This is a genomic window from Arthrobacter sp. CAU 1506 (assembly GCF_005047635.1).
Lineage (GTDB): Bacteria > Actinomycetota > Actinomycetes > Actinomycetales > Micrococcaceae > Crystallibacter.
On the sequence record NZ_SUKC01000001.1, the window covers coordinates 435,268 to 459,226 of the forward strand.

The following is a 23,959-nucleotide window of genomic DNA, read 5'->3' on the forward strand; positions in this document are numbered from 1 at the left end:
GGCTAGCGTCCGCCTCCGGCGGGCAGGAAACCGACTTTGCTGTACACATCAGCGAGTGTAGCCGATGCAATTGAACGGGCTTTCTGGGCCCCGCGGGCCAGCAGCCGGTCAAGTTCTGCCGGGTCGTCCAGCAGTTCCTGGGCCCGGGACTGCACCGGTGCAAGGGTCTCGACGACGACGTCGGCCAGATCCACTTTCAGGTGCCCGTACATCTTGCCCTGGTACTCCTCCTCCAGCTGGGCGATGCTCTTGCCGGTGAGGGTGGAGTAGATGGTGAGCAGGTTGGAGATCCCCGGCTTGGCCTCACGGTCAAAGCGGATCTCGGTGCCGTCGTCGGTGACGGCGGACTTGATCTTCTTGGCAGCCTGCTTGGGGCTGTCCAGGATGTTGATCAGGCCAGCCGGCGATTCCGCCGACTTGGACATCTTTGCCGTGGGATGCTGCAGATCGTAGATCTTCGCTCCCTCCTTGGGGATGACCGCTTCCGGCACCACGAACGTCTCGCCGAACCGGTGGTTGAACCGCTGGGCCAGGTTTCGCGCCAGTTCCAGGTGCTGGCGCTGGTCCTCCCCCACCGGCACGCCGTAGGGGCGGTAGAGCAGGATGTCCGCCGCCATCAGTACCGGGTAGGCGAACAGGCCCACGGTGGCTGCGTCGGTACCGCTCTTCTGGGTCTTGTCCTTGAACTGGGTCATCCGGGACGCCTCGCCGAAACCGGTCACGCAGTTGAGCACCCAGGCCAACTCGGCGTGTTCGGGAACATGCGACTGGACGAACAGCGCGGTGCGCTCGATGTCGATGCCGCCGGCAATGTACTGGGCGCAGGTGACCCGGGTGCGCTGGGCCAGGTCCTTCGGATCGTAGTCCACGGTGATGGCGTGGAGGTCCGGGATGAAGAAGAACGTTTCATACTCGTCCTGCAGCTTGACCCAGTTGACCAGGGCGCCCAAGTAGTTGCCCAGATGCAGCGAGTCGGCCGACGGCTGCATACCGGAGAGCAGTCTGGGGCGCGCAGCCTGCGGCGGCACGGTCTGGCCGTTGTCAGCCCGGGCGGTGTGGGTCGGTTCTGTGGTTCCTGTGCTCATCGGGGTGCTTTCTAGAACTGGTAGTCAACGACCAGCGGTGCGTGGTCGGAGAAGCGGGCGTCGTAGGTGGCGGCGCGGTCGACCACGGCCGCGGTTGCCAGGTCGGCCAGCGACGGGGTAGCCACCTGGTAGTCGATCCGCCAGCCGGAATCGTTGTCGAAGGCTTGGCCGCGCCAGGACCACCAGGTGTAGGGTCCGCTGACGGCGCCGGCCAGCGAGCGGTGGACGTCGCGCCAGCCGATCTCCTCGCCGAAGAACCGGTCGAAGTAGGCCCGCTCCTCAGGCAGGAATCCCGCCCGCTTGACGTTGCCCTTCCAGTTCTTGATGTCCAGTTCGGTGTGTCCCACGTTCAGGTCGCCGACCACCAGGGCGTAGTCCCGCTCGGCCTTCAACTGCGGGAGCCGGTGGCACATGGTGTCCAGGAAGCGGTACTTGTCCACCTGCTTGGGGGTGTCCACCTCGCCCGAATGGACGTAGGCGCTGACCACGGTCAACGTCTTTTCGCCGTCGATGCCCTCGACGGCGAAGTCGGCCTCCACCCAGCGGCCGGAGGACAGGAAATATTCGTCGCCGATGTGGCTCCGGGTAGCCGTCGGCGCTACCCGGGAGGCGATGGCGACGCCGGCCCGGCCCTTGGCCTCCGCTTCTGCGTGCAGGATGTGCCAATCGCTGCCCAGCAACTCGTGCACGACGGCGTCGGGCGCGCGCACTTCCTGCAGGCACAGAATGTCTACGTCCCGGGCGGCCAGCCAGTCGGCCATGCCGCGCTTGTAGGCTGCGCGGATGCCGTTGACGTTGACGCTGGCGATCCGCAGCGTCTTGCCGGCCGGAATCAGTCCGGCTGCTGCGTCGCGGGAGGTGGTGGGTGCGGAGGAAACGGTTGCCAAAGTCACCCGACTACCTTACCCAACCCTTCAGTTCAGCTGACAACCGTGCCGGTGACGGTTCCGCCGTCCTCTTCCTTGTGGATCATGCCGCGGCCATTGTGGGCGGTGATTTCCACCGTTTCGAGTGCGCGGTCCACCATGCCTTCATCTTTGCCACGGTAGTCGCGGATCACCTTGGCCTGGACCTGGATGATCTTGAAGCTGTGGTCCAGCTTTTCGTCCCGCACAGCGTTGGCCCGCGACACCTGTTCATCGATGACGGCGGTGCCCCCGCCGGGAGCAGGGTTCACCCGGCCGGCGTAGTCGGCCTGAACGCTGGCCAGCTTCTCCTTGGCCTTGCGGGTGGCGCCGCGGACGCTGAAGACGACAACTGCGGCCAGGATCAGCCAGGCCAAGGAGACCGCGACGACGATCCAGCCGATGACGTCGTTTTCATTGGCGGCGAAGACCACTGCCACCAGGAAGACCAGCACCAGGACGGCCAGGCTGATGTTGCCGGCTTTGAGCGGCATCTGCCGGGCGGCGGACGAAACAGAGGAAGACTCGGGGCCAAGAGATCGCATGGGCCTATTCTCTCAAATCCGCGCGGCCGCGTGCGCCGACTCCGCCCACAGCGTGACGCACGGCCCTGCCGCGTGTCGATCGGATACCTTCGCCCGCTTCCACCTCAGTTCAGGAAGAGCTTGCGGAGCCGGCCTGTGGTCAGGATCAGCCCGAGCACAATCATGACCAGGAAGTACAGCAGGTGGATCCAGATGGCGCCGGTGAAGACGCCTGCACTCAGCTGCCGCAGCATTTCCACTCCGTGCCAGAGCGGCAAGGCCTGGATCAGCCACTGGATCGGCTCGGGGTAGACGGTGAGCGGATAGAACGTCGCGGAGAACAGGAACATCGGCAGCATGATGAAGTTGATCCAGTCCATTTGCTGGAAGGTCTTCATATAGCTGGTGATCGCCATGCCGAAGGACGCGAAGCCGAAAGCCACCACCACGGCGGCGGGGATCATCAACAATGCCCAGGGGGACGTGATCAAGCCCATCGCGCCCATCACCGCGGTGAAACCCGTGGCGTAGAGCGCACCGCGCAACAGCGCCAGCAGGATTTCGCCGAGCGCCACGTCCAGCGGCCCCAGCGACGTGTACAGCATGCCTTCATAGAGCTTGGCGAAATTCAGCTTGAAAAAGACATTCCAGGTGGAGTCGTACACCGCACCGTTCATGGCGGAGACTGCCAGCAACGCCGGGGCGATGTAGTTCGCGTAGCCGATTTCTGCCCCGCCGGGACCGGTGACGGTGCCGATCAGCGAGCCCAGGCCAATCCCCATCGCCACCAGGTAGAGGACCGGTTCCACGAAACCGCTGATCATGATCGCCCAGTTGGTGCCCCAGGTGGCCTTCACGCCGCGGGAAAAGACGGCGCGGACGTTGCCGGCGTAGAGCGAACCGAGCGGACGCCGGGACGGTTCCAGCCGCAGCGGTTGCGAAGCAATGTGCTGGCTCATTTGCCCAGCCTCCTGATGTAGACGCGGCGGGCGAAGATCCACCCCACCACGCAGAGGACAGCCAGATAGGCCACGTGCAGGGCGGTCAGCCAGAGCGGTTCCGCGTAGCCGTAGCTGAGCACCCGGCCCAGCTCGGTGGAATGCCACAGCGGCGAAACCCAGCCGATCCAGCGGACCAGCAGCGGCATGGCGTCCAAGGGGAAAAAGGTACCGGAGAAGAGGAACAGCGGCATCACGATGAACCGCTGCACCAGCGCGAACTGGCCGCGGTCCTCTTCGATGCCGGCCGAGTAGGCCATCAGCGGCAAACCGAAGGACATCCCGGCCAGCGCGGCGGTGAAGATCATCACCCAGCCGGTCGGTTCAACCACTGCACCGAACAGCACCAGGCAAAGGAAATAGAGTCCGGTGGTGAGCAGCAGCCGGGCCAGCACACCCATGGAGTGCCCGTTGACCAGCTGCTGGCTCTGCAGCGGGGAGGCGTTCGGGCCGTAGTAGGTCTTCCGCCATTTAAAGCCGGACATGACCGAGTAGGTGTTCTCTTCGCTGGCCACCATGATGGCGGCGGTTGCCAGCAGCGCCGGGGCCACGAAGACCAGGTACGGCACCGCCTGGCCGTTGCCGGCGTCCAGCGACACGTCGGTGTTGGCGTCCACCAGCGTCGCCAGGCCCACACCCATCGCGAACAGGTAGACCAGCGGGGTGCCGACGGCCGTCATCAGCACCGTCCAGCCGTAGCCGCGCAGCTGCCGCAGCCAGTGCTCCATGTAGTAGAACGAGCCGAAGTTGCGGGCTCGTTCGGCCGACTGCAGCGGCGTCAGCGGCGAGCGCAGACCGGTCACCGGTCGGGTCAGGGCGTCGACCTCGCGCAGGGTCAGCTGCGCCGGGACGCGGGCGTCAACCGAGCCGGCGGCCGCAGCGGCGTCGGGTTCGGGTGCCTGGGCCGGTCCGGCAGCGGGCTCAGCCGAGGCGTGCGAGGCGGCTTCCGCTTCTTGCCCGCCGGGCACCTGTGAGGGCTGTTGCTCAGTCAATGAGGCTCCTGCCGGTCAGCCGGAGGAAAACGTCCTCCAGGCTGGAGCGCCGCACCAGCGAGGTGATCGGGCGAAGCCCGCGGTTCGACACCTGCTCAAGCGCCGCCTCGCCGTCGTCTGCATAAATAAGGACGCGGTCGGGCAGCGTTTCGAGCCGCTCCCCGATGCCTCCCAGCTCCGGGGCCACGGTGGTGTTCCGTTCGGAACCGAACCGAAGCTCGAGGACCTCGCGGGTGGAATGCTCGCGGATCAGGGCCGCAGGTGAACCTTCCGCCATGATCTTGCCCTTGTCCACCACGATCAGCCGGTCGCACAGCTGCTCCGCCTCATCCATGTAGTGGGTGGTCAGGATCAGGGTGACGCCCGCTTCCTTGAGCCGGAAGAGCCGGTCCCAGAGGATGTGGCGCGCCTGCGGATCGAGGCCGGTGGTGGGCTCGTCCAGCAGCAGAACCTTCGGATCGTTCATCAGCGACCGGGCAATGGTCAGGCGCCGCTTCATGCCGCCGGAGAGGGCATCGACCTTCGCTTTGGCCTTGTCCGTCAGCTGCGCAAATTCCAGCAGCTCGTCGGCCTTGGGCCGCAAGTAGGAATACGGCAGCCCGAAGTAGCGGCCGTAGACGATCAGGTTGTCGCGGACCTTCAGTTCCTCATCCAGGTTGTCCTGCTGCGGCACCACCCCCAGATGCGCGCGCACTTCCGGTCCGTGTTGGTCGGGGTCCAGGCCCATGATGCTCAGCTCGCCGGCGGTCCGCTGCGAGACGCCGCCGATCATCCGCATGGTGGTGGACTTGCCCGCACCGTTCGGCCCAAGCAGCCCGAAGGACTCCCCCGGCTGGACGTCGAACGAGATTCCATCGACGGCGTTGAAATCGCCGTAGGTCTTCACCACATCCCGGGCGGTGATGACGGCGGCGGGAGCCTGCTGGGGCAGCCGGTGTGAAAGAGATGTTTGAGGCACTGCTATAGCCTAGATCACATCACTGGTTGAGGAAAGCCAATCGGGTCATCTCCTGCTCAGCTCCACAGGGCCACGTGTACTTTGGAGCCACGCCGGGCCAGTCCCCTGGGCCCTCCCGGCGCCACCATGGCTGCGGTGGCCTCTGCCGTTCCGGCAATACGCTGCAGGGTCCGGGCGGCGGCGGAAGCACGGCCGTGGTCCAGGGTGCTGGCCCACCACAGTCCGGACAGCGGCGTGCCGGCGGCGGGCAGCCGCACCAGTGCCCCGCCGGCTATCTCCGGACGGACGATGTGCTCAAGGGCCAACATGATGCCTTCACCGGACCGGACGGCGGCCAAGGCGCTGGTTTCGCTGGACATCTCGATGGTTTCCGCCGGGGCCGGCAGCGCTCCCAGCCAGCCCTGCAGATCGAGCCCGTCCAGGCCGGCCGGTCCGGTGAACCAGCGGTGGCCCAGCAATTGCCCGGCCGGGAGCGTTCCCTCCATCCGGGCCAGCGGGTGGCCGGGCGATGCCACCAGCACCCGCTGGTAGCGCAGGAACGGGACCACCTCCAGGGCAGGATGCCGCGGCGGCTGCGGTCGGGCTCCCAGTGCTATGTCGTAGGCGTGGTTGGCCAACAAGGCGGCCATGTCCGCCGCTGGCTCCACCACCACGTCCACCGTCGCGCCGGGCACCCGCTTGGTGTAGTAGTCCACCAGCCGGCCGGCGGCGTGCTCGGCAAAGTCAGCGGTGGCCAGCACCCTCAGGCTGCCGGCTGCGGCCTCGGCGTGGGCTACCTCCCGGCGCGCGTGGTCGGCCAGCCCGACGATCTCCTGGGCATGCGCCGCGAGCGCACGTCCGCCGGGCGTCAGGGCAATGCCGCCGCCTGACCGGACGAACAGCGGATCGCCCAGATCCTGGCGGAGCGCAGCCAACGAGGCCGAAACCGCCGGCTCGCTAACCTCCAGCTCCTGGGCTGCGGCCCGCAGCGAACCCAGCCGTGCCACCAGGGCAAAGGCCTTCAGCTGGTTCAAAGTCATCGCCATCGCAGGTCATAACCTTTCGCTTATGAGGATCTTGACACCCCTCGGGCCGGGGAGCAACATGTGCCCCATGGGGGGCCCTCAACGGTGAGGGCGACGTGTCTTTGAGGGGTAGACCATGCAGATTCCTGCTCCATTCGATTACGCGCGGGCCACTGACGTGGACAACGCGCTTGCCCTGTTGGAACGCCATGGGCCGGACGCCCGGCTGGTGGCCGGCGGGCATAGCCTGCTGCCCATGATGAAACTGCGGCTGGCCCGGCCGGAGTGGCTGATCGACATCAACGGCCTGGCCGAACTCGACTTCTTGGTGCGCGAAGGGAACGTGTTCAGGGTCGGCGCCCTGACCCGCCACACCGCGCTCTTCGAGTCGTCCGACGTGGCGCGCTTGTTCCCGATCGTGACCGATGCCGAACAGGTGATTGCCGATCCGGTGGTGCGCAACCGGGGCACCATCGGCGGCTCGCTCTGCCAGGCAGACCCGGCCGAGGATCTGTCCACCGTCTGCGATGTGCTGCAGGCCGAGGCCGTGATCCGGGGGCCCGCCGGCGAGCGCACGGTATCGATGGATGAGTTCCACCGCGGCCCGTACGAGACCGCCGTCGGACAGAACGAACTCTTGGTTGAGCTCCGCTTTCCCATCCGTGACAGGTCCGGCAGCGCCTACGAAAAGGTCGAGCGCCGGGTGGGCGACTGGGCGGTCGCTGCGGCCGGGGCGGCGGTCGTGCTGGCAGCCGACGGCACCATCGACGACGCCTCGGTGGGGCTCACCGCAGTGGGTCTGGACGGCACCGTTTCCGGCATCGGCGACCTGCTGCACGGCCGGCGGCCAGACGAAGACCTATTCACCGAGGCGGGCCGGATGGCCGCCGCCGCCTGCGAACCGGTCTCCGACCAGCGCGGCGGAATCGACTACAAGCGGCATCTGGCCGACGAACTGACCCGCCGGGTGCTACGCAGTGCCTGCGCCCGCGCCGCAGAACAGGAAGGCTGAACCATGCAGATCAGCATGAGCGTCAACGGCAATGAAGTGACCCGCGACATCGAACCGCGCGTGCTGCTGGTCCATTTCATCCGCGAAGAACTGGGCCTGACCGGCACCCACTGGGGCTGCGACACCAGCAACTGCGGCACCTGCGTGGTGTTGATGGACGGGCAGCCGGTGAAATCCTGCACCGTGCTGGCGGCAATGGCGGACGGACACGAGATCCGTACCGTCGAAGGACTGGCCAGCAACGGCGCACTGGATCCGGTCCAGCAAGGGTTCATGGAGGAGCACGGACTGCAGTGCGGATTCTGCACCCCCGGGATGATGCTCACCGCCCGGGCGCTGCTGGATAAGAACCCGCACCCGGACGACGGCGAGATCCGGCAAGCGATCTCCGGCCAGATCTGCCGCTGCACCGGCTACGCCACGATCGTCCGCTCGGTCCACTGGGCGGCGGACCACCCCAACGGCGGCGCCGCCGCGTCGGATGCTGCCGGTCCGAGCGACACTGAAGAGGTGACAGCATGACCACCACCCAGGAGCGTCCGGCGTCGGGACAGGGAGAAAGCGCCCGTCCGTCCAATCCGGCCGCGGGAGACAAGGACCGCCCGATTGGATACGGCCGGATCCAGCGGAAGGAAGACCCGCGGTTCATCCGCGGCAAGGGACACTACGTCGACGACATCGTGCTGCCCGGCATGCTGCACGGCGCGATCCTGCGTGCCCCAGTGGCGCACGCCAGGCTGGTCTCGATGGACACATCCGAAGCGCTGGCGCACCCCAAGGTCAAGGCCGTCATTACCGGCAAGGATCTGGAAGGCCTGAACCTGGCGTGGGCGCCGACGCTGTCCGCGGACGTGCAGGCCGTGCTGGTCACGGACAAGGTCCGGTTCCAAGGCCAGGAAGTCGCGTTCGTGGTCGCCGAAGACCGCTACGCGGCCCGCGACGCGCTGGAACTGATCGACGTCGAATATGACATCCTGCCGCCGGTCATCGACGCGCGCAAAGCGCTCGACGCCGATGCGCCCGTCATCCGCGACGACCTCGAGGGCCGCACCGACAACCACATTTTCGATTGGGAGATGGGTGATGCGGACGAAACCGAGGCCGTGTTCGCCGCGGCCGACGTCGTCGTCGCGCAGGATATGGTCTACCCGCGGGTCCATCCGGCCCCGATGGAAACCTGCGGCGCGGTGGCGGATTTCGATCCGATCGACGGCGCGCTGACCCTGTATGAGACCACGCAGGCGCCGCACGCCCACCGCACCCTGTATGCGATGGTGGCCGGGATTCCCGAGCACAAGATCCGTGTGGTGTCCCCGGACATCGGCGGCGGCTTCGGAAACAAGGTGGGCATCTACCCGGGCTACGTCCTCGCCGTCGTCGGGTCCATCGTCACCGGCAAACCGGTCAAGTGGGTGGAGGACCGGTCGGAGAACCTGATGTCCACCTCCTTCGCGCGGGACTACCTGATGCGCGGGGAAATCGCCGCCACCAAGGACGGCAAGATCCTGGCGCTGCGGACCAATGTGCTGGCCGACCACGGCGCGTTCAACGCCACCGCCCAGCCCACCAAGAACCCGGCCGGCTTCTTCAGCATCTTCACCGGCAGCTACGACCTGCAGGCGGCCCATTGCAAAGTCACCGGCGTGTACACGAACAAGGCACCGGGCGGCGTGGCCTACGCCTGTTCCTTCCGGGTCACCGAGGCCGTGTACCTGGTGGAACGCATGGTGGACGTGCTGGCCCGGAAACTGGAGATGGATCCGGCCGAACTGCGGCTGAAGAACTTCATCCGGCCGGAACAGTTCCCGTACGCCAACAAGACCGGCTGGGAGTACGACTCGGGGAACTACGAACCTGCGATGCGGCTGTCCATGAAGATGGCCGGCTACGAGGACCTGCGCCGCGAGCAGGCCGAGAAGCGCGAGCGCGGCGAACTGATGGGCATCGGAGTCTCCTTCTTCACCGAGACCGTCGGCGCCGGCCCGCGCAAGCACTTCGACATCGTTGGCCTGGGCATGGCCGACGGCGCCGAACTGCGGGTCCACCCCACCGGCAAGGCAGTGGTCCGGCTGTCCGTGCAATCGCAGGGGCAGGGGCACGAGACCACCTTTGCGCAGATCGTGGCCGAAGAGCTGGGCATCCCGCCGGAGGACATCGACGTGGTGCACGGCGACACCGACCAGACGCCGTTCGGCCTGGGCACCTACGGCAGCCGCTCCACGCCGGTGAGCGGCGGCGCGGTGGCGCTGGTGGCCCGCAAGGTCCGGGACAAGGCGAAGTTCATCGCCGCCGCAATGCTCGAAACCCGTCCCGAGGACCTGGAATGGGAGAAAGGCCGCTGGTTCGTGAAGGGCGACCCGGGCGCCGGCAAGACGATGGCGGAAATCGCCCTGGGCGCCCACGGCACGGTCGCACTGCCGGAAGGGATCGACGGCAATCTGGACGCCGTGGTCACCTATGATCCGCCGAACCTGACGTTCCCGTTCGGCGCCTACATCTGCGTGGTCGACGTCGACCCCGGCACCGGCCGCGTGAAAGTCCGCCGGTTCATTGCGGTGGACGACTGCGGCACCCGGATCAACCCGATGATCATTGAGGGCCAGATCCACGGCGGCCTGACCGACGGCGTCGGGATGGCGCTGATGGAGATCATCGAATTCGACGAAGACGGCAACTGCTTGGGCGGCTCCTTCATGGACTACCTGATCCCGACGGCGATGGAAGTTCCGGACTGGGAAACCGGCTTCACCGTCACGCCGTCGCCGCACCATCCCATCGGCGCGAAGGGCATCGGCGAATCCGCCACGGTAGGGTCTCCGCCGGCCATCGTCAACGCCGTGGTCGATGCACTGGCGCCGTTCGGGATTACGCATATGGACATGCCGTGCACCCCCGCCCGCGTCTGGGAGGCCATGCAGGGCCGGCCGAGGCCACCGGTGTGACATGCCGCCGCGTGAGCTGGCCCTGGCCGCCAGGGCAGATGAACTGAGCAGGCGGCGGGAACCGTACGTCCGCGCCACCGTGGTCCGCGCCCAGCATCCGACCAGCGCCCACGCCGGCGACACCGCGTTGGTGTTGGCCGGTGGAGCGATCGAAGGGTTCGTCGGCGGGAACTGTGTGGAAGCTTCGGTGCGCGACTACGGGCTGCGGACCTTGGCCTCCGGCGAACCGCTGCTGCTGCGGGTGATGCCGGGCGAGCCGGTCCGCAACCAGGAGGAGGGTGCGGTCACCGTGGCGAATCCGTGCCTCAGCGGCGGCTCGGTGGAAATCTTCCTGCAGCCCTACCTGCCGGCCCCACGCGTAGTGGTGGTGGGTTCCGGCCCGATTGCCCAGGCGCTATCCGCCTTGGGGTCGGTGCTGGGGTTCGAACCCGAACTGGTGGCCGGCAGCGCGGCGGAACCCCGGCCGGATGATGCCGCACTCATCGTCGCCTCGCACGGCAGGGAGGAGGAAACAGCCCTGACCGCGGCGCTGCAGGCCTCCGTCCCCTACGTGGCGCTGGTGGCCAGCGGACGCCGAGGCCATGAGGTGCTCGCCTCGCTGGACGTGGACGAGGAACTGCGGTCCCGGGTGCACTGCCCGGCAGGATTGGCGCTGGGCGCCCGCACACCGGAAGAAACCGCGCTGTCCATCCTGGCCGAGCTGGTTTCTGAACGCTCCGCGGCGTCCGCTCCGCCGGCGGCAGGCGGGGTTCGCGCTGGGGCCGCTGAAGCCGCCGAGGAACCGGCGTCGGCCGAAGCGGGAAGCCACGAACCGGGCGCCGCTGAAGCCGCCGAGGAACCGGCGTCGGACGAAGCGGGGTCGGCGTCGGCTGAAGCCGGATCGGCTGAGCCCGCCACTGCCCTGGATCCGGTCTGCGGCATGACGGTTCCGGCCATACATGCCACGCTGCACACCGAACACGCCGGAAGGACCATCTACTTCTGCTCCGCCGGCTGCCGGTCCGCGTTCCTCAAGGATCCGGAGCATTATGCCGTCGCCTCCTGAACGCCGGACCGCCGCCCTGGTGCTCGCCGCCGGAGGATCCCGCAGGCTCGGCAGGCCCAAGCAGCTGCTGCCCTACGGCAACGGTGTGCTGCTTGATGCAGTGCTCGGCACCGCCCGCGCATCCGGGTTTGACCAAATCGTCCTGGCGTTGGGCGGGGCCGCCGAGGCGGTGTGCCGGTCCGTGAACACCAGCGGCTGCGACGTGGTGGACAACCCTGCGTATGCCGACGGCTGCTCGTCCTCCATTGCGGCGGCCATTCCGGCGCTGCACCCGCGGACCGAAGCGGTGGTGCTGTTGCTCGGCGACCAGCCGGGAGTGACACCGGCAACGGTGCACACGCTGCTCGCTGCACGGGGCGACGCGCCGCTGGCGGTGTGCCATTACGACGACGGCGTGGGCCACCCGTTCGCGTTCCACCGCTCGCTGTTCCCACTGCTGGCCCAGTTGCACGGCGACAAGGCGGTGTGGAAGCTGCTGGAGCAGCGCGCCGCCGACGTGACCGAGGTCGCCGTGCCGGGCCCGGTCCCGCGCGACGTGGACACCGAGGACGACTACCGCCAGGTCTTGGCCGAGCTGCGGAGCACGCCATGACCTCGGCGGCGCGGACCGACGCGCAGGACGGCGGTCGGGCGGAGCTTCGGGAACGCATTCCTGACGTGGAATCGCTGATTGCCGCACTGGACGCGGTCGACTACGTCGCGGATGCGGGCCTGGCCACCGCCTTGTTCCTGGCCCTACGGCTCCCGCAGCCGATCCTGCTCGAAGGCGAAGCCGGAGTGGGCAAAACCGAAGCCGCCAAGGCGTTGGCCCAGGTGCTGGACACTCCGCTGTACCGGCTGCAGTGCTACGAAGGCATCGACGCCGGCGAAGCCCTCTACGAGTGGAACCACCAGCGCCAACTGCTGGGCATCCGGCTGGCCGAGGTCCACCACACCGACCTCGCCGAAACCGACCTTTTCGCCGAGAAATATCTGCTGCGCCGGCCGTTGCTGCAGGCCATCGAGCACCCCGGTCCGCGGCCGGCCGTGCTGCTGCTGGACGAGATCGACCGGGCGGACGCCGAGTTCGAAGCCTTCACCTTTGAACTGCTCGCCGAAGCGGCCGTCAGCGTGCCCGAGCTGGGAACCATCCGGGCCGTGCATCCGCCCATCATCGTCCTCACCTCCAACCGGACCCGCGACCTGCACGATGCGCTCACCCGCCGCTGCCTTTACCACTGGATCGACTATCCGGCCCCGGAGAAGATCGCCGAGATCGTGCGGCGCCGGGTCCCGTCCAGCACCGAATCCATCGCGCTGCAGGCGGCAGCCGCCATCGCCCGGCTGCGGACGGTGGACATGGTCAAACCCCCGGGCATCGCCGAGGCCATCGACTGGGTGTCCGCGCTCAGCCTGCTGGGCGCGGACCGGCTGGATGCGGCGAGCGCCGAACGGACCTGGGGCTCCGTGCTCAAGAACCGGGACGACCTTGAACTCATCGCCGCCCGAGGCGGCGCGTGGCTGGTTGGCAGCCATGACTGAGCGCGGCTTGGACGGCGCCGTGCCGCCCGCTGATACGGCGGCATTTTGTGCCAGCCTCACGACGGCATTGCGCCGTAACGGGGTGCCCACCTCGCCGGACCGCGCGGGGCGGCTGGCCGAAGCCCTGCCTCTGCTGCCGCCGGCGGACCGGACCACGTTGTACTGGGCCTGCCGCGTGGTGCTGGTGTCCGACCGCGAGCAGCTGCCGGTATTCGACGCCGTGTTCGCGGCGGTCTTCGGTACTGCCACCGGCCTTGTCCCGGATCCGGCTGAACACCGCGGCGATCCGCACCACCCGCCGTGGTCCGGCCAAGGCGCCACCGAGCGGCCGACCGGAGCCAGCAGCCCGTCCGACCACCGCCCGGTGCCGGAAACGGCCCTGCCGCCGGGCATGTTCCCGGGCCGGGACGGCGTCGGCTCCGGCGAGGGTCCGCCACGCGAATCGGTGCTGTTGATGGCTTCGGGCCAGGAGCGGCTGCACCACACGTCGTTTGCGGGACTGACCGAGGAGGAGACCGCCGTCGTGCGGAATCTGGTCCGCCGCATTGTGCTCTCCACCCCGGTGCGGGACAGCCGGCGGACCCGCCGATCGGCCCGCAGCAGCTCCCGGCTGGATATCCGCCGCACCGCCCGGACCGCGCGCCGCAACGGCCCTGATGCTGCCCGGCTGGTCTTTGCCCAACGGCGGCCAAAGCCACGCCGGTTGGTGCTGCTGTGCGATGTCTCCGGGTCGATGGAGTCCTACACCCGGGTCTTCCTCTCGCTGCTGCAGGGCGCGGCTGCCGGGGCCCGGGCGGAAGCCTTCGTCTTTTCCACCCGCCTGACCCGGATCACCCGGCAGTTGGCCGTCCGCGATCCGGACACCGCGCTGGCCCGCGCCGCCGCCGAGGTGCGGGACTGGGCCGGCGGCACGCGCCTTGCCGAAAGCCTGCACCGGTTCATCGACGACTACGGCCGCCAAGGCATGGCCCGCGGCGCCGTGGTGGTGGTCATTTCGGACGGCTGGGCGCAGGACGATCCCGCCCAGGTCGCGGCGCAGATGGAACGCCTGCGGCGGCTGGCGTATCGGATCATCTGGATCAATCCCCGTAAGGTGGCCGTAGGCTACCAACCGCTGGCCGGCGGCATGGCGGCCGCCCTGCCATACTGCGATGCGTTTGTCAGCGGCCACAGCTACTCCGCGTTGGCGGAGGTAGCTGCGGCCATCCGCTCCGACCGCAGCCCGGGCTCCGGACTGCGGACCAACCAGTTCACCAGGCAAAGGACACGGTAATGCAGCTTGAACGCACGTTTTCCGTCACCGCACCGATAGGGACGGTCTGGGACACCCTGATGGACTTCGACCGGGTGGCCGGGTGCATTCCCGGAGCGCAGATCCTGGAAAAGACCTCCGACGACGAGTACCAGGTCGGCATGAAGGTGAAACTGGGGCCGGTCACCATGCAGTACAAAGGCACGTTGTACGTGATCGAGCGCGACGCCGCGGGCCGGCGGGCGCAGCTGCAGGGGAAGGCGCGCGAAACACGGGGACAGGGTGCCGCAGAGGCAACGGTGACCATGCAGTTGTCCGAATCCGGAGCTGCCACCGAGGGCAGCGTCAACGCCGACCTGACCCTGTCCGGCAAGGCGGCGGCCATGGGCAAGAGCGTGATCGGCAGCGTCACCGACCAGATGCTGGCCGTGTTCACCAAGAACCTGCAGGAGATGATCTCGGCGCCGGAAACCAACGCGGCCGGCAACAGTGCCGAGGCAACGCCCGCTTCTGCAGCCGCGGGGTCAACCGCAGCGGGATCTGCCGGGCCTTCATCCACCGCACCTTCAACCGATGCACCTTCGACCGCGTCTTCGCCGACCGCAGCTTCGTCGGCCGCGGCGTCATCCGCCGGGTCGGCATCTGCGGCACCTTCATCGGCGGCCACGTCGGCCGGCAGGCCTTCGCGCTCGGCGTCGTCGTCCGCTGCTCAGCCAAAGCCCGGGTCCGCGGCCGGGACGGCGCCGGGCGCACCGCCGTCGTCCTCCTCCCCCGCCCCTGCTGCGGCGCGAGCGGGACAGCAGGGCGGCAGCAGTATGGACGGCCTCGCCCTGGCCAAGCAAGTGCTCGCCGACCAATTGCGCAGTCCGGGCAAGGTGCTGGGCCTGGTCGTAGTCGCCGCCGCGGTGGCACACCTGGCCGGGCGCCGGTCCGGACGACGGCAAGCCGTGGCCATACTGCGATCCGGAGGCGTGTAGCCGTGCGCGACGTTTTGGCTGGGTTGCTGCCCGGCTGGCATGCAGGGGAAACGGCCGGCCTGGCCACCGTGGTGCGGACCTTCAAGTCAGCACCCCGGCCGGCGGGCGCGTCGATGGCGGTCACCGCCGCCGGGGAAGCCATCGGCTCAGTGTCGGGAGGCTGTGTGGAAGGCGCGGTCTACGAACTGGCCACCGAGGTGACCGCCAGCGGCCAGCCTACGCTGGTGCGCTATGGCATTAGCGACGACGAGGCGTTCTCGGTGGGACTGACCTGCGGCGGCATCCTGGACGTCTTCGTGGAGCCGCTCTCCCGCGGGACCTTTCCGGGACTCGATGAGGTCGCCGCCGACATCGCCGCCTCCCGCCCGGTGGGCATCGCCACGGTGATTGAGCACCCGGATCCGCAGTGGCTGGGGCGGCATTTGGTGGTCCGGCCGGATGGCTTCGACGGCGACTTGGGAACCGAGCGCGTCAACCACGCCGTCGCGGACGACACTTTGGGTTTGCTGGCCGCCGGACGGAATTCCACGCTGACCTATGGGCCCGACGGGCACCGGCGCGGCGAGGGGATGCGGATCTTCTTCGGCAGCTTCGCGCCCCGGCCCCGGATGCTGGTCTTTGGCGCCATCGACTTCGCTGCCGCCCTGGCACGGATGGGAAGTTTCCTGGGGTATCAGGTCACTGTCTGTGATGCCCGGCCGGTCTTCGCCACCCGAGCGCGTTTTCCGGAAGCGGACGAGGTGGTGGTGCAGTGGCCGCACCAGTACCTGACCGAGCAACTCCAGCAGGACCTGCTGGATGAGCGGACGGTCATCTGCGTGCTGACCCACGACCCGAAGTTCGACGTCCCGCTGCTGGAAGTGGCGCTGCGCGGGAGCAAGACCGCGTACGTGGGGGCAATGGGTTCACGGCGCACCCACGACGACCGCCTGCAGCGGCTGCGCGAAGCAGGCCTGAGCAGCGAGGAGCTGTCCCGGTTGCACAGCCCCGTGGGGCTGGACCTCGGGGCGCGAACTCCGGAGGAAACCGCGGTGTCCATCGCGGCCGAGATCATCGCCAGTCAATGGGGCGGCGGCGGTCAGCCGCTGGGCGAACTCAGCGACCGGATCCACCATGACGAGGCGCATGAGCCTCAACCGCAAACCGGACCATCTCTGCAGCCCGGTCGGTCAGCCTGATCCCTTCCGGCCAGACGATCTTCACGTCCACCGGGCGGACCGCGGGTTCGATCGGCAAGGCGGTGAACGGCCGGCCCTCGTACGTGGCGTCCCCGGCCGGCCGCTGCACCAGCACGGAGTAGCCGATGCCGCGCCCTACCAGCGAACGGGTCAGTTCGAAGTCCGTGGTGCGGTAGCGGATCTTGGGCACGACCGACGCGTCGCGGAACACGGACATGGTGTGGTGGCTGCTGGGCGGGGCATCCAGCAGGATCATCGGTTCCTCCGCCAGTTCGGCCAGCGCCACCGCTTCCCGGCTGGCCAACCGGTGGCCCGCCGGCAACAGCGCATAGGCCTGCATGGCGTCCAGCTGCACCGACTCCAGCCCGGGCCGCAGGTCCATGTCATACACAATGGCCAAGTCCAGTTCACCGGCGACCAGCTTGTCCTGAACGGCGTCCTGGGTACCTTCGACGAAATCCAACTGCACTTTCGGGTGCTCGGCGGCAAAGAACTCGAGCAGCCCGGGCAGGATGGTCGGCGCCAGGGTCAGGTAACAGCCCACCACCAGCGGCCCCGCCAGCTCTCCCCCACCGCTGCTGGTGCTGAGCTCCAGTTCCTCCGCCTCGCGCAGGAAAGCCGCCGCCCGGGCATGCAACTGCCGGCCCGCCGGGGTAAGGGTCACTCCGTGTGCCTTGCGGCGGACCGTCAACTGCGTGCCGAAAATCCGTTCCAGCTCTTTCACGGCGGCGGCCACCGCGGTCTGCGAAACACGCAGTTCATCAGCGGCGGCGGCAATAGTTCCGTTCTCCGCTACCGCGACGAAGTACGCCAGCTGCCGCAACGTATAGCGGACCACTCAAACCTCCAGCCGTGCCAAGCGAGAAACCACGCCTTTTCAGTGGATATTTCCACAAAATATGAACTTTACCGGCGGATATGTCTGCTGTCACACTCATTCGAGACACACCTCACGCCGACGGCGAGGGGTAAGCCGAACAGCCACCGGGGCATATGTCCCGGTCGCCACACATCAGGAGACCTGAGCATGACCGCCGCCGCTACCGACGCCCGCCCGGTTCCCACCGCGGATTGGGTCACCATCCCGGACCTGTACCGGAACCCGTACCCGATCTACCAGAAGTTGCGCGCCGAGTCCCCGGTGCACTGGGTGCCCGCCGTCAACCGGTACATGGTCACCAGCTATCAGGCCTGCCACGTGATCGAACAGGACCAGGAGCGCTTTTCCGCCGACGAGACCAACTCGCTGATGAAGCGGGCCATGGGACACTCGATGCTGCGCAAGGACGACCCGGAACACGACGTCGACCGGAAGTCCTACGGCAACGTGCTGCGGCCCAAGGCCATCAAGGAACACTGGAACGCCATTTTCCAGGCCAACAGCGACAAGTACCTGGCGCAGTTGAAGGCCGCCGGGCCGGGCTCCGACTTCATCTGGGACTACGCCGCCCCCTACGCCGCGGAAAACCTGCGCCTGATCATGGGCTTCCACAACGCCAGCCAGGAAGACATGCAGCGCTGGTCGCAGACCATGATTGACGGCACCGGCAACTACGCCGACGATCCCGAGGTCTGGGCCAAGTCCGAACAGTCCTACAACGAAGTCGACGACGCGATCGACGAGATCCTGCCCTACCTGCGCAAGAACCCTGATGCCAGCCTGCTCTCCGGCATGACGTCGATGCCGATCCCGCTCGAAGCCATCCGGGCGAACATGAAAATGACCATCGGCGGAGGGCTGAACGAACCGCGCGACGTCCTGGGCACCACGGTGTGGGCCCTGCTGGACAACCCGGACCAGCTGGCCCAGGTGCTGGCCGACGAGACACTGTACGCGCGGGCGTTCGAAGAATCCGTCCGCTGGGTGGCCCCGATCGGCATGTACCCGCGGGAGACCACCGCCGACACCGTGCTGGAAGGCGTGCAGTTGCCGGCCGGCGCCCGGCTCGGCATCGTCGTGGGCGCTGCCAACCGCGATCCGGCGGTCTTCGAAGACCCCGAGTCGTTCAACATCAACCGGGAGAAGAAGCCACACCTGGCCTTCGGCGGCGGCAACCACTTCTGCGCCGGCGCCTGGGTGGCCCGGGCCTCGGTGGCGCAGATCGCCATGCCGCAGGTCTTCCGCGAACTGCCGAACCTCCGCCTGGACCCGGACAACACTCCGGTAGACGCCGGTTGGGTCTTCCGCGGTATGACCAAAATGCCGGTGCTCTGGGGCTAAACCCCTCAGTACTTAGTCATCCCAACTCTCCACCACCACCTCCACAGCAAGGAAAGACTCCCCCATGGCAAAGATCAGCTTCCACCACTCCGACGGCAACGTTGACGTCCTGGACGTGGACCCCGGCACGTCACTGATGCGGGCCGCGGTCACCAACGGCGTGGACGGCATCGTCGGCGAATGCGGCGGCCAGGCCATGTGCGCCACCTGCCACGTCTACGTCCGGCCCGAGTACCTCGACGGCCTGCCGGACATCGGCGACGACGAGGAAGAGATGCTCGAGTGCACCGCTGGCCCCCGCGACGAGACCCGCAGCCGGCTCGGCTGCCAGATCACGGTGGGCGATGGACTGGAGCAGATCGAAGTGGACGTCCCCGACGACCAGATCTAGGCTGGGCGCGGACCCGGCGGTTCGGGGACAGTGCGGCCCGGAACAGGGCGCTGCCGGGTCGTGCGGCTCTGCGGAACCGGCGGACCCAGGACAGTGCGCTGCCGGGTCGTGCGGCGCTGCCGACCCGGCACCGCGCCGGGGGCAGGGCGGCCGCCGCGGCGCATCGCAGCCGGCGCGGCCCAGGGGTGGCGCGGCCCAGCGCGTTCCGACCATCGTGAGCGAGCCGCAACCTAAGCTGACCAAAGCCGCCGCAGCTACCGCCAGCCAGCCAGCCGTACAGCACCTACGATCAAGGTTCAGCCCAAAAGGAGAAGAATCTTGGCGAATATCACCTACCACCACGCCAAAGGGAACGTCGACAGCCTCGACGCCGAGCCCGGCATGACGGTCATGATGGCTGCGGTGATCCACGGTGTAGACGGCATCATCGGTGAATGCGGCGGCCAGGCCATCTGCGCCACCTGCCACGTCTACGTCCGCGACGAATACCTTGACGGACTGCCCGCCATCAGTGGCGCCGAAGAAGAAATGCTTGAAACCACCGTCTCTCCCCGCAACCCGGCACGCAGCCGCCTCGGCTGCCAGCTCACGGCCGGAGACCACTTCAACACCATCGAAGTCGACATTCCCGACGAACAGGACTGATCCGGCCACCGCGGCCTGGCTCCCACCCCCTTACCGAAAGGCCCTCCATGAACGCGATAACTACTCCTGACAACGTGGTTGTTGTTGGCAACGGCCAGGCCGGCATCCAGCTGGTGGATTCGCTGCGCAAGGAAGGCTACACCGGCGCCATCACCCTGATCGGTGAGGAAACCCACCACCCGTACCAGCGCCCGCCGTTGTCCAAGGACTACCTTGCCGCGGGCAAGGACCCGGTCCCGCTGCCACTGCGCCCGGAAAAGTTCTTCACCACCCACGACGTCGATGCCCGCCTCGGCGTGCGCGTCACCTCGATCGACCGCACCGCCCGGACCGCCACCCTCGACGACGGCACCACCTTGGCCTATTCCACCCTGGTACTGGCCACCGGCGCCGCCAACCGCGAACTCGCCGTGCCCGGCGCCGACCTGGCCGGAATCCACGGCCTGCGCACCCTCACCGATGCCCAAGCCCTGCACGCCCGCCTCGACACGGTCCGCTCCGTCGTCGTGATCGGTGCCGGCTTCATCGGCCTGGAATTCGCCGCCGCCGCCCGCGCCCGCGGCCTGGACGTCACCGTCCTGGAATACGCCGACCGGCCGATGGGCCGCGCCCTGACCCCGGTGATGAGCGGTTTCTTCGCCGACGCCCACGGGCGTCTCGGCGTGACCCTGCGGCTGGGCGAAGGCATCGCCTCGTTCGACGGCGACAACGGGCACGTCACCGCCGCGGTGTCCACTACCGGGCACCGCTACCCCACGGACCTGGTCCTGGTTGGCGTCGGCGTCACCCCGCGCACCGAACTCGCCGCCGCCGCCGGCCTGGACGTGGACAACGGCATCGTGGTGGACGGCAGCCTGCGCACCAGCGACCCGAACATCTACGCCCTCGGCGACTGCGCGTCCTTCCCCAACACCCACGCCGGCACCCGCACCCGGCTCGAATCCGTGCAGAACGCCACCGACCAGGCCCGTCACGCCGCCGCAGCTATCCTTGCCAGTCGGCCTGGAAAAGAGCCTGGTAGCGGCACCGGCGTCGAGTCCGGAAGCATGCCCGGCAGTGAGCCCGCGGGCGGCACCGGCGCCGAGCTTGGGGGCTACGCCGACCTGCCTTGGTTCTGGTCCAACCAAGGACCCTTGCGCCTGCAGATCGCCGGCCTGGTGGCCCCCGGCGACCAGACCGTGCTCCGCGGCAACCCGGCCGAGGAGAAGTTCTCCGTCTTCTGCTTCCGCAACGGAACCCTGACGGCCGTCGAGTCCGTCAACCAACCCGCCGACCACATGGCCGCCCGCCGCCTCCTCGCCGCCGGCCTCCCCCTCACCCCGGAACAAGCCGCCGACCCGGACTTCGATCTCAAGGCCTACTCCAAACAACAACCCGCCACCGTCTAACGCCGCCGCTGGAGCGTCTCGGTCTAGCCGCCATCATCATTCCGGCTCTCGCAGTCGCTGCTGCCTCGGCCACCGTGGCCGCTAGGCCCCGGCAGCTAAGCGCTGCCGCCGGATTACTGCGCGGGCGTGCTTTACCTGATGGTGCTACCGCTGAGCGCCCTGACCGCATGGCCCAGCACGGCCTCGGCTCGCGGGCTGAGCACCATGGTCTCGGGCCAGATGGCGCACATCGTGGTTCGGGATACCGGAGGGGACAGCGGACGGACCGCCACACTCCTGCCTTCTACGGTCACGGCCGGAGCCTCCGGCCGAGACATCAAAAGCGCGTAGCCTAATCCCCGGCCGACCAGCGCCTGGACCAGCACCACTTGCGGCATCGACGAAACGATCCGGGGACGGAGACCGCGGTCGGCGAAGACCCGGTAGGTGTTGGCGGTGCTGGGGCTCGATTCATACATGATCAGCGGTTCTTCGGCCAGATCTGCCAGATCCACGGTGGGCTGCGCGGCCAGCGGGTGCTCCGGCGGCAGCACCGCCTGAAGTTCAGTCTGGTAAATCGTGCGCTGGTGATAACCGGCGGGGAGCTCCATGTCGTAGACCATGGCCAAATCCAGCTGGCCGGCATCCAGCGCAGGGAGCAACTCGTCATGTGAACCGACGGTGACGTCCACGCTGATGCCCGGGTATTGTTCCGGCAACTGGTCGAGCACCGAGGGCAGGACCGTGCTGGCAAAGCTCGCGAAGCAGCCCAACCGTACTGGGCCCTTGAGCTCGCCGGCGGCGCCGGACAGATCGTTGATGAGGGCGCCGGCGTCGCGCAACAGCTGGCGCGCACGCTGGGCAAAGAACTGCCCGGAGGGGGTCAACTGCAGGCCGCGCGCTTTCCGTCGCACACACAGCTGTTCTCCGGCGGCCCGCTCCAGCGCCGTGATGGCCTGGGACAACGCGGATTCGGAGATGCGCAGGCTCGCTGCCGCAGAGCCCAGCGTCGAATGATCGGGCAGGGCCGCAAAGAGCTCCAGTTGCCGCAGCGTGAAGTCCGCCATGGTTCTTCAGTCCAATCAAAGATGTTCACCGGTTTTCTGAAGTTTACCGGGGGAAGTAAGACGTGTCACAATAAGTGACAAGTTCAATAGTTGCGTCCGTCACAGATGGCGGATCCTGTCTATGCCGTCGCAACCGCGAGCTTCACTCCGGTTCCGGCCACGGAATCCATCGGCGCCGACTGCTACCGCCGTCGTCGTTTAATCCCCTTCGCCCCACCAACACCACGCCGAACTCCTCGACGTAACCGTTCCTGAAGGAAACCATGAGTACAGCAGTTTCAGGGCATTCGACCGGCGCCAACCAGCGTCGCGTCGCGTTTGCCACGATCATCGGCACCACCATCGAGTGGTACGACTTCTTCATCTACGCCACGGCGGCGGGACTGGTCTTCGCGCACCTGTTCTTCGAGCCCGCCGGTGAGTCCATCGGCCTCCTGCTCGCGTTCGCATCCGTCGGCATCAGCTTCCTGTTCCGGCCGCTGGGCGCCTTCCTGGCCGGCCATTACGGCGACAAGCTCGGCCGCCGCGCCATGCTGGTGATCACCCTGATCCTGATGGGCATTTCGACCACGTTGATCGGCGTGCTGCCGACCTATGAGACCGTGGGTGTCCTCGCGCCGATCATGCTGCTGCTGCTGCGTATCCTGCAGGGCATTTCCGCCGGCGGCGAATGGGGCGGCGCTGTACTGATGGCCGTGGAGCACGCTCCGCGCGACCGCCGCGGACGCGCCGGCTCGTTCCCGCAGCTGGGTGTCCCGCTGGGCATGCTGCTGGCCTCCGGCGTGATGACACTGATGACTGGCGTCATCTCCCCCGGCGAAGCCTTCCTGGAATGGGGCTGGCGGATCCCGTTCTTGCTCAGCATCGTGCTGATCGCGGTCGGCTACTTGGTCCGCCGGGCCGTGGACGAGTCGCCGGTCTTCCAGGAGATTGCCGACAAGAAGCAGCAGCAGAAGGTCCCCGTCGTCGAGCTGTTCCGCAAGCACTGGCTGCTGGTCATCCTGGCCGCTCTCGTCTTCGCCGGCAACAACGCCGCCGGCTACATGGCCACCGGCGGCTTTATCCCCAGCTACGCCACGTCCGACGCCATCGGCATGGAGCGCACCGACGTGCTGCTGGCCATCACGTTCGCCTCGGCCATGTGGTTCATCTTTACTGCCCTCGCCGGGATCCTGGCTGACAAGATCGGCCGCAAGCGTACGTACCTGATCGGCTTCAGCGCCCAGCTGCTGACCGTCTTCCCGCTGTTCTGGCTCATTGACACCGGTTCGCTGGGCATGCTTTACCTTGCCGTCGGCCTGTTCAGCGTTGGACTGGGCCTGGGCTACGGCCCGCAGGCGGCCTGGTACAGCGAGATCTTCCCGGCCTCGGTGCGCTACTCCGGCGTCTCGATTGCCTACGCCCTCGGCGCGGTTCTCGGCGGCGCGTTCGCCCCGACCATCGCCCAGGCCTTGATCAACGCCACCGGGGCCAGCAGCTCGGTCTCCATGTACCTCTTCGGCATGACCGTCATCTCCATCATCGCCGTGCTGATCCTGCGTGACCGCCCGGGGATCGACCTGTCGATCAAGAACCAGGCTGAGCAGGAAGTTGGCGCCACCATCTTCGACAAGCGCCGCGGCGTCTCCACCGACGACGCCGTCAAGGTGGGCGTCTGAACACACGGGCTGCGCGGATCCAGCGCTGCTGACCATCAGGCGGGTGCCCTGCCGGAAGCGATTCCGGCAGGGCACCCGCCTTTTCCGCTCTGCGGTCCTGCCTGCGGTCCGCTCTTTCGTGCGCGCCTGTTGGCGACCGCGTCTCTGTGAAGACCTCCAGCCGCTGCCGGAACTCAGTTTCGTCGCCTGTCTCCCGCTCGGGCACTCGGGCAGCACA

23 protein-coding genes are annotated in these 23,959 nt (G+C 67.7%); 14 read left to right on the forward strand and 9 right to left on the reverse strand.

Annotation, left to right across the window (positions count from 1 at the left end):
• Window positions 1-2: 2 nt before the first annotated feature.
• The 7 genes from trpS to E4J89_RS01900 all read right to left on the reverse strand — a co-directional run bounded on the left by trpS (window position 3) and on the right by E4J89_RS01900 (window position 6,487).
• Window positions 3-1,085: a tryptophan--tRNA ligase gene (trpS, locus tag E4J89_RS01870; RefSeq protein ID WP_136784380.1), complete on the reverse strand. Its 1,083-nt coding sequence runs from the start codon at window positions 1,083-1,085 to the stop codon at window positions 3-5.
• 11 nt (window positions 1,086-1,096) lie between these two features.
• Window positions 1,097-1,921: an exodeoxyribonuclease III gene (locus tag E4J89_RS01875; protein ID WP_136784566.1), complete on the reverse strand. Its 825-nt coding sequence runs from the start codon at window positions 1,919-1,921 to the stop codon at window positions 1,097-1,099.
• An 83-nt stretch (window positions 1,922-2,004) separates the two neighbouring features.
• Window positions 2,005-2,535 (reverse strand): hypothetical protein, encoded by a 531-nt coding sequence (locus tag E4J89_RS01880; protein ID WP_136784381.1) that lies wholly within the window; start codon window positions 2,533-2,535, stop codon window positions 2,005-2,007.
• Window positions 2,536-2,639: 104 nt separating this feature from the next.
• The gene (locus E4J89_RS01885; RefSeq protein ID WP_136784382.1) at window positions 2,640-3,473 is read right to left on the reverse strand and encodes an ABC transporter permease; all 834 of its coding nucleotides are present in this window, start codon (window positions 3,471-3,473) and stop codon (window positions 2,640-2,642) included.
• Window positions 3,470-4,327: an ABC transporter permease gene (locus tag E4J89_RS01890; protein ID WP_240691655.1), complete on the reverse strand. Its 858-nt coding sequence runs from the start codon at window positions 4,325-4,327 to the stop codon at window positions 3,470-3,472. Before E4J89_RS01890 ends, E4J89_RS01885 begins: the two co-directional genes overlap by 4 nt.
• Before the next feature lie 169 nt (window positions 4,328-4,496).
• On the reverse strand, window positions 4,497-5,462 hold the full coding sequence (locus tag E4J89_RS01895) for an ATP-binding cassette domain-containing protein (protein ID WP_240691628.1): 966 nt from the start codon (window positions 5,460-5,462) through the stop codon (window positions 4,497-4,499).
• A gap of 56 nt (window positions 5,463-5,518) precedes the next feature.
• On the reverse strand, window positions 5,519-6,487 hold the full coding sequence (locus E4J89_RS01900; RefSeq protein ID WP_240691629.1) for a LysR family transcriptional regulator: 969 nt from the start codon (window positions 6,485-6,487) through the stop codon (window positions 5,519-5,521).
• Window positions 6,488-6,602: 115 nt separating this feature from the next.
• Here E4J89_RS01900 and E4J89_RS01905 point away from each other — a divergent pair, with 115 nt between their 5' ends.
• Genes E4J89_RS01905 through E4J89_RS01945 form a run of 9 tightly spaced genes read left to right on the forward strand, consistent with a single transcriptional unit; the run spans window position 6,603 to window position 16,393 of the window.
• A complete protein-coding gene (locus tag E4J89_RS01905; protein WP_136784384.1) occupies window positions 6,603-7,478 on the forward strand; it encodes a xanthine dehydrogenase family protein subunit M in 876 nt (291 codons plus the stop codon).
• 3 nt (window positions 7,479-7,481) lie between these two features.
• Complete coding sequence (locus E4J89_RS01910; RefSeq protein WP_136784385.1) at window positions 7,482-8,000, forward strand: (2Fe-2S)-binding protein; 519 nt, start codon at window positions 7,482-7,484, stop codon at window positions 7,998-8,000.
• The gene (locus tag E4J89_RS01915; RefSeq protein WP_205754364.1) at window positions 7,997-10,420 is read left to right on the forward strand and encodes an aerobic carbon-monoxide dehydrogenase large subunit; all 2,424 of its coding nucleotides are present in this window, start codon (window positions 7,997-7,999) and stop codon (window positions 10,418-10,420) included. The genes E4J89_RS01910 and E4J89_RS01915 overlap by 4 nt, the downstream gene beginning before the upstream one ends.
• Before the next feature lies 1 nt (window position 10,421).
• Window positions 10,422-11,465, forward strand: a complete 1,044-nt coding sequence (locus E4J89_RS01920) for an XdhC family protein (protein ID WP_136784386.1) — start codon at window positions 10,422-10,424, stop codon at window positions 11,463-11,465.
• A complete protein-coding gene (locus tag E4J89_RS01925) occupies window positions 11,449-12,057 on the forward strand; it encodes a nucleotidyltransferase family protein (RefSeq protein WP_136784387.1) in 609 nt (202 codons plus the stop codon). Before E4J89_RS01920 ends, E4J89_RS01925 begins: the two co-directional genes overlap by 17 nt.
• Window positions 12,054-12,986, forward strand: a complete 933-nt coding sequence (locus tag E4J89_RS01930) for a MoxR family ATPase (RefSeq protein ID WP_136784388.1) — start codon at window positions 12,054-12,056, stop codon at window positions 12,984-12,986. The genes E4J89_RS01925 and E4J89_RS01930 overlap by 4 nt, the downstream gene beginning before the upstream one ends.
• Window positions 12,979-14,259 carry a VWA domain-containing protein gene (locus E4J89_RS01935; RefSeq protein WP_136784389.1) on the forward strand — a complete coding sequence of 427 codons (1,281 nt, stop codon included), beginning with the start codon at window positions 12,979-12,981 and terminating at the stop codon, window positions 14,257-14,259. The genes E4J89_RS01930 and E4J89_RS01935 overlap by 8 nt, the downstream gene beginning before the upstream one ends.
• A complete protein-coding gene (locus E4J89_RS19520; RefSeq protein WP_205754365.1) occupies window positions 14,259-15,215 on the forward strand; it encodes an SRPBCC family protein in 957 nt (318 codons plus the stop codon). Before E4J89_RS01935 ends, E4J89_RS19520 begins: the two co-directional genes overlap by 1 nt.
• A gap of 2 nt (window positions 15,216-15,217) precedes the next feature.
• On the forward strand, window positions 15,218-16,393 hold the full coding sequence (locus tag E4J89_RS01945) for an XdhC/CoxI family protein (protein WP_136784390.1): 1,176 nt from the start codon (window positions 15,218-15,220) through the stop codon (window positions 16,391-16,393).
• Here E4J89_RS01945 and E4J89_RS01950 read toward each other — a convergent pair.
• Window positions 16,311-17,231 carry a LysR substrate-binding domain-containing protein gene (locus E4J89_RS01950; RefSeq protein WP_240691630.1) on the reverse strand — a complete coding sequence of 307 codons (921 nt, stop codon included), beginning with the start codon at window positions 17,229-17,231 and terminating at the stop codon, window positions 16,311-16,313. The genes E4J89_RS01945 and E4J89_RS01950 overlap by 83 nt on opposite strands.
• Window positions 17,232-17,420: 189 nt before the next feature.
• Between E4J89_RS01950 and E4J89_RS01955 the strand changes: the two genes are divergently transcribed.
• The 4 genes from E4J89_RS01955 to E4J89_RS01970 all read left to right on the forward strand — a co-directional run bounded on the left by E4J89_RS01955 (window position 17,421) and on the right by E4J89_RS01970 (window position 21,038).
• On the forward strand, window positions 17,421-18,614 hold the full coding sequence (locus tag E4J89_RS01955) for a cytochrome P450 (protein WP_136784391.1): 1,194 nt from the start codon (window positions 17,421-17,423) through the stop codon (window positions 18,612-18,614).
• Between the two features lie 64 nt (window positions 18,615-18,678).
• Window positions 18,679-19,005 carry a 2Fe-2S iron-sulfur cluster-binding protein gene (locus E4J89_RS01960; protein WP_136784392.1) on the forward strand — a complete coding sequence of 109 codons (327 nt, stop codon included), beginning with the start codon at window positions 18,679-18,681 and terminating at the stop codon, window positions 19,003-19,005.
• A gap of 318 nt (window positions 19,006-19,323) precedes the next feature.
• Window positions 19,324-19,650 (forward strand): 2Fe-2S iron-sulfur cluster-binding protein, encoded by a 327-nt coding sequence (locus tag E4J89_RS01965; protein ID WP_136784393.1) that lies wholly within the window; start codon window positions 19,324-19,326, stop codon window positions 19,648-19,650.
• A gap of 47 nt (window positions 19,651-19,697) precedes the next feature.
• Entirely contained in the window at window positions 19,698-21,038 is a 1,341-nt protein-coding gene (locus tag E4J89_RS01970) for an FAD-dependent oxidoreductase (RefSeq protein ID WP_205754366.1), read from the forward strand.
• Between the two features lie 131 nt (window positions 21,039-21,169).
• Here E4J89_RS01970 and E4J89_RS01975 read toward each other — a convergent pair whose 3' ends face one another.
• Window positions 21,170-22,084 (reverse strand): LysR family transcriptional regulator, encoded by a 915-nt coding sequence (locus E4J89_RS01975; RefSeq protein ID WP_136784394.1) that lies wholly within the window; start codon window positions 22,082-22,084, stop codon window positions 21,170-21,172.
• A gap of 263 nt (window positions 22,085-22,347) precedes the next feature.
• Between E4J89_RS01975 and E4J89_RS01980 the strand changes: the two genes are divergently transcribed.
• Window positions 22,348-23,742: an MFS transporter gene (locus E4J89_RS01980; protein ID WP_136784395.1), complete on the forward strand. Its 1,395-nt coding sequence runs from the start codon at window positions 22,348-22,350 to the stop codon at window positions 23,740-23,742.
• Window positions 23,743-23,959 lie beyond the last annotated feature (217 nt).

Excerpts from the sequence above, each read along its gene's own strand:
- trpS (WP_136784380.1), bottom strand. The coding sequence starts at position 1,085 with ATGAGCACAGGAACCACAGAACCGACCCACACCGCCCGGGCTGACAAC.
- E4J89_RS01880 (WP_136784381.1), bottom strand. The coding sequence starts at position 2,535 with ATGCGATCTCTTGGCCCCGAGTCTTCCTCTGTTTCGTCCGCCGCCCGG.
- E4J89_RS01885 (WP_136784382.1), bottom strand. The coding sequence starts at position 3,473 with ATGAGCCAGCACATTGCTTCGCAACCGCTGCGGCTGGAACCGTCCCGG.
- E4J89_RS01900 (WP_240691629.1), bottom strand. The coding sequence starts at position 6,487 with ATGGCGATGACTTTGAACCAGCTGAAGGCCTTTGCCCTGGTGGCACGG.
- E4J89_RS01905 (WP_136784384.1), top strand. The coding sequence starts at position 6,603 with ATGCAGATTCCTGCTCCATTCGATTACGCGCGGGCCACTGACGTGGAC.
- E4J89_RS01910 (WP_136784385.1), top strand. The coding sequence starts at position 7,482 with ATGCAGATCAGCATGAGCGTCAACGGCAATGAAGTGACCCGCGACATC.
- E4J89_RS01915 (WP_205754364.1), top strand. The coding sequence starts at position 7,997 with ATGACCACCACCCAGGAGCGTCCGGCGTCGGGACAGGGAGAAAGCGCC.
- E4J89_RS01920 (WP_136784386.1), top strand. The coding sequence starts at position 10,422 with ATGCCGCCGCGTGAGCTGGCCCTGGCCGCCAGGGCAGATGAACTGAGC.
- E4J89_RS01925 (WP_136784387.1), top strand. The coding sequence starts at position 11,449 with ATGCCGTCGCCTCCTGAACGCCGGACCGCCGCCCTGGTGCTCGCCGCC.
- E4J89_RS01930 (WP_136784388.1), top strand. The coding sequence starts at position 12,054 with ATGACCTCGGCGGCGCGGACCGACGCGCAGGACGGCGGTCGGGCGGAG.
- E4J89_RS01935 (WP_136784389.1), top strand. The coding sequence starts at position 12,979 with ATGACTGAGCGCGGCTTGGACGGCGCCGTGCCGCCCGCTGATACGGCG.
- E4J89_RS19520 (WP_205754365.1), top strand. The coding sequence starts at position 14,259 with ATGCAGCTTGAACGCACGTTTTCCGTCACCGCACCGATAGGGACGGTC.
- E4J89_RS01955 (WP_136784391.1), top strand. The coding sequence starts at position 17,421 with ATGACCGCCGCCGCTACCGACGCCCGCCCGGTTCCCACCGCGGATTGG.
- E4J89_RS01960 (WP_136784392.1), top strand. The coding sequence starts at position 18,679 with ATGGCAAAGATCAGCTTCCACCACTCCGACGGCAACGTTGACGTCCTG.
- E4J89_RS01970 (WP_205754366.1), top strand. The coding sequence starts at position 19,698 with ATGAACGCGATAACTACTCCTGACAACGTGGTTGTTGTTGGCAACGGC.
- E4J89_RS01975 (WP_136784394.1), bottom strand. The coding sequence starts at position 22,084 with ATGGCGGACTTCACGCTGCGGCAACTGGAGCTCTTTGCGGCCCTGCCC.
- E4J89_RS01980 (WP_136784395.1), top strand. The coding sequence starts at position 22,348 with ATGAGTACAGCAGTTTCAGGGCATTCGACCGGCGCCAACCAGCGTCGC.